The sequence below is a fragment of the Saccharopolyspora sp. NPDC045941 genome (assembly GCF_056431445.1).
On sequence record NZ_JBWKKU010000061.1, the window covers coordinates 53,184 to 62,267 of the forward strand.

The 9,084-nt window shown below is 70.1% G+C and carries 6 protein-coding genes; 2 read left to right on the forward strand and 4 right to left on the reverse strand.

Going from position 1 to position 9,084, the window contains the following annotated elements; translation table 11 throughout:
* Positions 1 to 24: 24 nt before the first annotated feature.
* Complete coding sequence (locus AC07FN_RS35520; protein WP_478399574.1) at positions 25 to 948, reverse strand: oxygenase MpaB family protein; 924 nt, start codon at positions 946 to 948, stop codon at positions 25 to 27.
* Positions 949 to 1,082: 134 nt separating this feature from the next.
* Between AC07FN_RS35520 and AC07FN_RS35525 the strand changes: the two genes are divergently transcribed.
* Together AC07FN_RS35525 and AC07FN_RS35530 are read left to right on the forward strand one after the other, a co-directional pair.
* Positions 1,083 to 1,658 carry a TetR/AcrR family transcriptional regulator gene (locus AC07FN_RS35525; protein ID WP_478399575.1) on the forward strand — a complete coding sequence of 192 codons (576 nt, stop codon included), beginning with the start codon at positions 1,083 to 1,085 and terminating at the stop codon, positions 1,656 to 1,658.
* 67 nt (positions 1,659 to 1,725) lie between these two features.
* On the forward strand, positions 1,726 to 2,484 hold the full coding sequence (locus tag AC07FN_RS35530) for an SDR family NAD(P)-dependent oxidoreductase (RefSeq protein WP_478399576.1): 759 nt from the start codon (positions 1,726 to 1,728) through the stop codon (positions 2,482 to 2,484).
* A gap of 65 nt (positions 2,485 to 2,549) precedes the next feature.
* Here the strand turns inward: AC07FN_RS35530 and AC07FN_RS35535 are convergent, their stop codons facing one another.
* Genes AC07FN_RS35535 through AC07FN_RS35545 form a run of 3 tightly spaced genes read right to left on the reverse strand, consistent with a single transcriptional unit; the run spans position 2,550 to position 8,996 of the window.
* Positions 2,550 to 3,773: a TIGR02679 family protein gene (locus AC07FN_RS35535; RefSeq protein WP_478399577.1), complete on the reverse strand. Its 1,224-nt coding sequence runs from the start codon at positions 3,771 to 3,773 to the stop codon at positions 2,550 to 2,552.
* Positions 3,766 to 7,788 (reverse strand): TIGR02680 family protein, encoded by a 4,023-nt coding sequence (locus AC07FN_RS35540; RefSeq protein WP_478399578.1) that lies wholly within the window; start codon positions 7,786 to 7,788, stop codon positions 3,766 to 3,768. The genes AC07FN_RS35535 and AC07FN_RS35540 overlap by 8 nt, the downstream gene beginning before the upstream one ends.
* Positions 7,785 to 8,996, reverse strand: a complete 1,212-nt coding sequence (locus AC07FN_RS35545; RefSeq protein WP_478399579.1) for a TIGR02678 family protein — start codon at positions 8,994 to 8,996, stop codon at positions 7,785 to 7,787. Before AC07FN_RS35545 ends, AC07FN_RS35540 begins: the two co-directional genes overlap by 4 nt.
* Between the last annotated feature and the right edge of the window lie 88 nt (positions 8,997 to 9,084).

Consider the following 9,084-nt stretch of genomic DNA (forward strand, 5'->3'; position numbering starts at 1 on the left):
GCGCAATACCGCCACGAGGAGGCATCAACCAATCGCCGGCGAGTAGTGCTTCGGGTCGTCGCGCCGGTCGGGCGGCGGGAGGTTGTGGGGCGGCGTTTCGACGAGCGGGGCATCGGCCGGGACCTCGCCGCGCTCGCGCCGCCATCCGGCGCGGGCGCGCGGGTGGTAGCGGAGGTCGAACGGGACCAGCTTCCAGGCGAGGCCCAGCGCGCGGCCGAGCACCCGCAGCAGCCGTGCGTCGCGGGAAGTCCAGCGGTAGCCGAGCTTTTCGCGGATGGCGGGGTCGTAGACGCCGACGGTGAGCCAGACGAAGCCGCGGCTGATCGGGATCCGGGCGAGCCTCCACAGCGGATCCGGCAGCCACTTCATGGTGGGCGGCTTGCCGATGCGCGCGATGTCGAGCACGTCGCGGGTGGCCTTGTTGTCCTCCAACACGTTTCGGCACATGTGGTCCCAATAGCGCCGGAAGCTCGCCCAATCCGGCGGCACCGGGCGCATGCTCATGCCGTAGAGCCAGTACCACTGGACGCCTTCGGCGTAGACCTGCTCCTTCTGCGCCTCGGTGAGGGGCTTGCCGAAGTGCTCGTTGATCAGGATCGGCATCACCAGGAACGTCGAGTGCGCCCAGAAGTAGGTGTCGGGGTTCAGCGCGTGGTAGGGCCGGCCGTGCTTGTCGACGCCCTTGATCGTGTCGTGGTAGCCGCGCACCTGCCGGGCCGTTTCGCGGGCGCGCGGGCCGTCGTAGAGCACGCCGCCGATCGGGTACAGCGACCGGTAGAGCCGTTGCCAGCGCTCGTCGAAGAACCGCGAGTGCTCCTCGACGCCGGCGCCGAGCTGCGGGTGCATGTTCTGCATCGACCCCGCCCACAGCGCCAGCAGCAGCCCGCGCCAGTCGCCGAAGTAGCGCCACATCAGGGAATCGGGTCCCAGCGGGGTCGGCTCGGACATGGTGCTCCCTTCAAAACTGAGGACACCTGTATTCAAAATATGGCTGCCCCGGCAGGCCGTCAATCGTCCCTTCCGGGCCCGGAGCGGCAGGCCATATTTGACTGATCGTTCTCGAATCGGGTAGCGTTCCGGCCGTGGCGAGGACCAAGGAATTCGACCCGGACGCGGCGCTCCAACGCGCACTGGAGCTGTTCTGGGACCACGGGTACGAGGCCACCTCCATGGCGGATCTCGTCGCACACCTGGGGATCGCACGGGCGAGCATCTACGCCACCTACGGCGGCAAGCACGAGCTCTACCTGAAGGCTCTCGACCGGTACCTCCAGCTCAGGGACCCCAAGGTCGTGGAACGGCTGTCGCAGCCGGGCCCGGCGCTGCCCGCGCTGCGCGAGCTGATCGACTCCTACATCGCCGAGACGCTGGCCGACCGACGCGGCTGCATGGTGGTCAACGCGGCGGTCGAACTGGCGCCGCACGACCGGCAGGTGGCGCGCGGCGTCCATTCGAGCTGGGACGTGCTGGAAACCTCCCTGACCTCGGCGCTGACCCGGGCCCGCGCACAGGGCGAGATCCCCGAGAGCTGCGATCCCCGCGCGGCGGCGCGGCTCATCCTGGTCGTGCTGCAGGGAATCCGGGTGCTCGGCCGGACCGACCCCGACCCCGGGCGCCTGCGCGACGCCGCCGAGCAGGCGCTGGCCTCGCTTCGCTGAACCTCCGGACGCGGAGCGGTTTCGCGCGCCCGGATTCAAGACCGATCGATCCGAAAATAAGGACACCATGACATCCCGCTTCACCGACAAGGTCGCCCTCGTCACCGGCGGCGGCTCCGGAATCGGCCGGGCCGCGGCCCTGGCCTTCGCACGCGAAGGCGCCACCGTCGTGGTCGCCGGGCGAAACCCGGAGCCGCTGGCCGAGACGGTCGGACTCATCGAGGCGTCGGGCGGCAAGGGCAGCGCCGTCACCGCCGACGTGTCGGACTCCGACGACGTCGCGCGCCTCGTCGCGACGGCGGTCGAACGCCACGGCGGCCTGCACGTGGCGTTCAACAACGCCGGCGTCCTCGCCACCGGTCCGGTCGCCGACTTCGACGAGCAGGACTGGGCCAGGCTGATGGCCATCAACGTCACCGGGGTCTGGCTGTCGATGAAGAACGAGATCGCCCACATGCGCGTGCACGGCGGCGGAGCCATCGTCAACACCTCCTCCAACATCGGCGCGCACCGGCGACGCCGGGGAACGGGCGCGTACGCGGCGACCAAGGCGGCGGTGAGCGCGCTGACCCGCACGGCGGCGCTGGACCACATCGGCGAGGGCATCCGGATCAACGCCATCAGCCCCGGGCCGATCGAAACCACCATGTCCCTGCTGCCGGGCGAAACCGATGCGGACCGCGCGGAGCGCGCGAAGACGACGCAGCCCATCGGCCGGGTGGGCACGCTGGAGGAAGCGGCCGCGGCGGTGCTCTGGCTGGCCGCCCCCGAATCCGGCTTCACGGTGGGACACGACCTCGTCCTCGACGGCGGCGCCAGCGCCTAGCCCGGCACCGGCCCGTGAGTACTTTGTGCCGCTGTAGCAACACAAAGTACTCACGGTGACGGCTGTCAGCGGGTCCGCCCGCGGAACGTGGCCAGATCGGTCAAGAGCTGTTCGGCGACATGCTCTTCCGACACCGTTGCGCGGTGCTCGCGCATCGCTTCTGCCAACTCCGGATCCCAGGGGGCGTCGGTGATGTTGCCGGGATCCGGGCGGCCAGGGCGGACTGCCGCGAGGTAGTCCGCCCTGGACATGGCCCACAGTTGCGCACCGGCGCGGGCGACGACATGCGCGGCGATGCGCACTCCTTCGCCGTCGAAGTCGCCGTGATAGCGCACCTGCGCGCCTGATTCGGCAAGTCGGCGCAGGAGGTGGATGGCGGCGCTGTTCGGCCAGCCCGACGTCGTGACCAGTGGTGGGCACTGCGACCGGAAGCGGGCGGTCGCCATCGCGACTATCGCCGGGTTCTCCACCACGTGCACCACTGTCACGCCTCTCGGCGGGCCGAAGTCGCGGAGCTGGGCCAGCGTCACGACCGCCGCGTGCCCCGCGTCGGTCCACGCTTGCAGCGTGACCGAGAGCGGATCGGTCCCACTGGGCCGGAAACCGGCGGTGAGCACCGAGGTGGAAAGCGCGTCGCATTCCACTCCCGCGCGCTCCCAGCACGCCCGTCGCTCCTCTGCGTTCTGCGGCGGCGCCTCGTCGTGGATCGCCGCCAACGCCTTGAGGACCAGGGCCGACGTCCGGGTTCCGTCGTCGAGCGCGTGCGTGTCATCGCAGACGTCACCAGCCAATGTGGACAATGGGCGACCGTCCGAGGGTAATGCCGCCAGCACGGACAAGGCGTGCGCGATCACCTTCCTGGTCCGGGCTGTCGACCCGTCGATCAGGCCACCTCGTCTGATTCCCGCCGCCCAACCGGCCAGCGCCGGCTCGGCACGGACAACAGGGTGCTCATCGAGCCACTTCCAGAGCGCGGCCCGGGCGTTGGTTGCCGCGAGGCGGGTTTCCGCACGGTTCTCCAATCGGCCGACGATGAGTTCGACGACCTCCCTGGCCGTCAGCCCGGTGGCCGGTCCGAGCGCCTCGTCCAACGCTCGCACCGACACCGACGCATCCGCTCCCGGCAGCCGGTCCAGGCCGAGCAGGTCGGCGAGCGCCGCGCTCTGGTCCGGCTCCAGGCCGCGCAACCGCACGCTGCTGACCGCGCGTCCCGAGGACAACCGTTCCCACAGCACGCGCCACAACGGCGCGAGTTGCGGGGTGTCGTAGCGGGCCCGTGCATCAAGCATCGAGCGGCTCCTCGTCAGCGCGCAACTCGCGGCCGTCCCAGGTGAATCGGACGGCCGTCACCGCATCGTCGTCGGTTCCGGCGACGAGTTGGTGGATGGCGATACCGGTCAGCTCCCGGTAGTCGCACCATTCGTGGTCGGAGGTCAGCACCAGGTCCAGGTCGAAGCCCACCAGCAGTTCCAGGAGTTGTCCGCGGTTGGTGCTGTCGACCCCGACGAACACCTCGTCCAGCAGGATCAGCCGCGGCGCGAGCGGCGTGGACTGGTAGTGCGCGGCGGCCGCCGCGAACAGCGGGAGGTGCAGCACGATCGCCTTCTCCCCGCCGGAGAGAGCGCCGTGCAGGCGCTTGGTGACCGGCTGCCAGCCCTCGCCCCGACCACGGTCCACCTTCACCACGAACTGGTGCCACGCGGTGTAATCCAGCACCTGGTGCAGCTGCTGCTCCCAGCCGGTCGCGGTGTCGGTGGAACGCGCCTCATCCACCCGCTCGCGGAAGAACCGGTGCAGCGCATCGCGTTCCTGCTCCGCCAGCGTTGCCGGGTTGCGAAGCAGCAGCTCGCGTGCCTCCCTGGTGCCCGCCGGCAACTGCTGATCGACCTGCCAAACGAGGCGGACCCGCACGTTGGACGCGGTGCGAACGCGTTCCAGCCGGTGGTTCATCGTGTCGACGAGCTCGTTGGCGGCCCGGATGCGTTCGGCGATGTGCCGCCGGGTGTCCCCGGTCAACGTCTGGTCGAACAGCTGCCGCTCGTCGGCGGTGATCTGCTCAGCAGTGCGCTCCCGGTCAGCCCGCAGCAGCTTCAGCAGCGCCACCGCGCCGTGCCGCACGCCGTCCACCGTCGCGGTGAACAGGCTGATCTCCTCGTCCTGCTCCAGGTCCAGGTCGGCGCGGCCGGCCAACAGCGGCTGGGCATCGTGCACGGCCTGGGCAAGCCGCCCTTCTGCGTCGCGCACGTTCTTCGGCTCGTGGAGCACGCCGGAGAGCTGCTCGGCGAGTTTGCGCGCCGCATCCAGCGCGGGCCGCTTCCCGTTGAGCGGCCCGGGATCGAGTTCGACGCGCGCGTCTTCCGGCAGGCTCCCCGCGACCTGTTCGCGGAACCGCTCCTCCGCACCATCCCGGGCTTCGGTGGCATCCGCCATCCTCGACTCGTCTTCGCGCTGCCGTTCGGCCAGCGCGCCGATGCGCTCGGTCAGCCGCCGCTCGGCTCCGCGCAGCCGATCCCGCTCCTCGGCGATTTCTTCGTTCCGCTTCCGAAGGGCGGCGAGGTCTTCGTCCAGTTTCCGGAACTCGGTTCCGACCGATTCCTCGACGGTGCGCAGCTTGATCGTGGCGTTCTCGGCTTCCTGGGCGCGCTCGTCGGCGGTTTCCTGCGCGGCTGTGGCGTTGTCCGAGGATTCGGCCGCCCGATGCCCGGCGTCCCGCGCCTTTTCGGCAATGGTGTGTGATTCCGTGCGGCTGTCGAGCCAGAGGTCGGCAGCGTCGCGCAGGTTCCGCACCGCGGCGTCGACGTCGTCGAGCTTGTCCTCGCTGGTCGGCAGGCCGTGCGTAGCTGCTTCGCTGGTCAGCTCGCGCCACGCCGCCGCGACCTCGTTCTCCCGGGACTGCCGGTCCCGGACGGCGGCCGAAACCGCATCATCGCGGGCCGCGCAAAGCTGTTCCGCTTTGGTGAGCTCGTTCTCGGCGGCATCGACTCCGTCGAAACCGGGCCGCTGCGCGAGCTCCGCGACGAGTGCTTCGCGGTGCTGCGCGACGCTCTGCAGCCGGTCGTCGACTTCGTCGACGCTGACCTTCAGGGCCTCGATCAGTTCGTCCAGTTCCGCGATGCGCCGACCGCGGGCGCGTTCCCGGGCGGCGGCACCGATGAACTCCGCTTCCGGCTTGTGCCAGCGACCGTGCACGCTGGCCAGCCGCCAGGTGCCGTCGCCGCCGATGGCCGCGGGGTGGTTCGGTGCGGTGTCGCCGAAGGCGATCCCGTCCAGCAATCGCTGCACCCGGTCCGTGCTCACCGGGGAGTTCTCGTCCACGACGAGCAGATCGGCCAGGCAACGGCCGGGCGCGGACACCGAGAACAGCGTTTCGGCGAAGGTGTCCCGGTCAGGGGCGCTGAGTGTGCCCTTGGGCAGCACCCATGCGTCGAGCAGCCCGGCGGCCTCCAAGCCGGCCTCCACGGCCGCGCACACCGCATCCGGCACGTCCGCCCGGAACTCCAACAGCCGCCACAGCGGGGCACCGTCCGCGCTCGCCCGGTCCATGCCGCGAGTGCGAGGAGCGGGCGGTGGACGATCAACGCGCCGCTCCAGCTCACCGCGTTCCGCCGCGTGCCCGGCGATCCCGGCCAACAGCCCGTCCCGGGTGGCGCGCAACTCGGTCTCGGCGATCGAACAACGTTCGAGCACAATGGTTTCCGCCTCGTGAACGACGCGGAGCAAGGAAGCGCGATCGGTCACCAGCTCGGCGAGCCGTTCGGGATCTCGCACCGTCAGCTGCCGACATGCCTGCGCCCATCGCACCAGCTCCGCCGCCAGCTCCTCGAGCCGCCGCTCCAACGCTTGCCGCGCCGCTGCCGCGCCGCTCTCCGCCGCGGCGAGCTGCTCCCGCGTCGCCTCCACCCAGCGTTCCGCGTCGCTGCGGTGCTTCACCGCTTCGCGGTGCACGCCCGCAGCGCGCCGCACCTGCGCGACTTGCTTCGCCTTGCTGTCCACTGCGGCTCGCAGCAGCCTTCGGCCGCTCGCGGTGTCCGCGCTTCGCGCGATTTCGTCCACCACCGCTGGCATGCCGACTCGCTCCGCGGCTTGCCGCGCCTCGCCTGACCTGCGGGCCGTCTCCTGTTCTGCCGTTTGCGCCTCGCGCGCGAGCTCCGCTGTGCGTTCGGCGTCGCGCGTGGCCTGGGCACGCAGATTCGCCGCGTGTCTGGCGGCCTCGGCGGCGTGGCGCTCGGCTGCTTCGACAGACTTACGAAGTTGGGGCAGTCGGCTGCCTTCGCGGTAGGCGGACGAGTCGACGATTCCTTCGATGCGGGTGTCGGTCCGGCTTTTCTCCGCTGCCAGGGCCTTGTCCTGCTTGGTCACCGACGTGAGTTCGGCCTGCGCCTCGGTGTGTTCCTCGCGGCTTTCCCGGGCCTTGCGGGTGACCTCGGACATCTGCGACGTCGCGGTGATCAGTCCAGCCGCTGTGGACCGCAGGACGCGCTGGGCGTAGGTCTTCTGCCTGGCGGCGAGCTTTTCGGCCTCTGCGACCTCGCCGTCGAGGACCTTGAGTTCTTCGCGTTGCCGGTCGAGTCGTTCGAATCCTTCGGCGATTTCCGCGATGTCGGTGTGGTCCAGTGGCGGCAGGGCCTTGGACAGCAGGGTGGACAGCACACTGGGGTCCAGTCGCTCTGACAGTTTCGGCGTGCGCAGCTGCAGCAACGCGGTGATCAGCGCGTCGTAGCGCTGTTCGCTCACTCCGGGGAAGAGCGTCTGCCGGACCGCGCGCCGGTAGTCGGCCGGCGAGCCGTACACCTCGCCGTCATCGCCGATCTCGGCCGCGAGATCGCTCTTGATCAGCGGTCTGCCCGCGTCGTTGACCAGTCGCACACCACCCGGCAGGTCGATGCGCCGCGTGGTGGTGAAGTACGTGGGCGTCACGTTCTTGGTGTTGGCGGTGGCCTGCAGGCGGGCGCCGCAGCCGAACCAGGTCTGTTCGCCATCGATGACGCGGCCGAATTCCAGCCACACGTAGCCGACGCGGGTGCTTCCGGTGTTGCCCTCCCCCATCAGGTTCCAGTGCATCGTCCGGTCGCCGCTGCCGAACGTGGACAGCCGGTGCGGCCGCAGGCTGGCGTCGAACAGGTACGGCAGCAGCAGTTCGAGCGCCTTTGATTTGCCGGTGCCGTTGGGGCCGCGCAGCAGCAGCCGCCCCTGGTGGAACTCGAAGGTTTCCCCGTAGTAGCGCCAGATGTTGACGATCCCGGCGCGGGTCGGCCGCCAGCGCTGCTGGTTGTTCCGCCCGGGATTGAGTTCGGTCACGGTCATCGGTGTCCTGCTTCGTCGGTCCGGATGCGCTCGACGGCGTAGCGGGCCGCCGCCGGTAGCGCGCGGATCGCGCCGTCAGTGCGCCGCTCGGCCAGGCCGAAGGCGCGGAGGATTTCCACCGCGTCGTGGGCGAGTCGCTGGGTGCCGCCGTCGGAGCGATATGCCTTACCCCAGGAGCGGAACCGGTCGAGCAGTTCGGCAGCCGTGAGCGCCAGTTCGCCGGCCGGCAGCCAGTCCGCGGTCTCGTTGAGCTTGTCCAGCACCAGCAGCGCCGCGACCTTGGGGTGCGAGCTGTCGTCCGGGAACTTCGTGTCGGTCGCGATCGCGTCCGGGTCGATCACCAGGTAACCGTCGGAGCGTTCCTCCAGCACGCAACCCGCCTGCTGGACACCGCGGGCGATGATTCGCCGGCCGGTCGGCGATGCGAGGTAGCCGAGCTGTGCTGTGGTCAGGTCCGCTCGGTACACCACCGGGTCGTCCACCAGACGCCGCATGATCGAATGCCTTAGCCACAGGTTGCGCTGGTTCTCCGACACGGCTGCGTCGGGGTCCGCGGCGTCGCCGTAGCGGGTTTCGGCCAGCAGCGCACCGATCTCCAATTCGTCCAATCTGGACGGTGGCACGGGCGCGGCCAGCAGGCGCACCAGCAGCGTGGTGTCGATCTGGTACAGCACCTTGGCGTCCGCGTGGTCCAGATAGCTCTCGGTGCTGCCGTCCACCGGGCGGATCGCGCCGCAGCGCTCCAGCCACTTCAACGAGTCCACGTAGGCCGATCGCTCGTCGCGGCGGGTGGGGTCGAACGTCGGCAGCTCCGGCTCCGCAGCGGTCGCCTGCACCATCCGGTCCGCGAGCAGCCCGATCGTGGTCACCGGGGCGGCCAGCAGTTCCGCGGCAGCGACGCACAGCAGCGTGTAGCGGCGGCGGTCGAACGGTGCGCGCGAGGAGCGCAACCTGCGGGCCGGGCGGCTCGGGTCCGGGCGGTCGGTGACCTTGCTGAGCCGCGCGTAGCCGAGTCTGGGCTCGACGTGCGCGCGCCAGCCGCAGTAGTAGTCGAACCACTTCACGATCGGATCGCGCCGCCGCCGCACCAGGTCGAAGCCGTCCTCATCGGCGGCGGCGGTGAGCAGCGGCCTGGCCAGCAGCAAGCGGATGCCTCGGGCAACCTCCTCGGTTTCCTGCTTGACGAGCTGGTTGTTGAGATTGCTCATTAGGGCACCATCCCTTCCGCAGCCCTAATGCGTAGGGTTGTTACCTCTCGGTCCCGGTGGGCGCATGGCCTGGTTTGCGAGCCGTTCG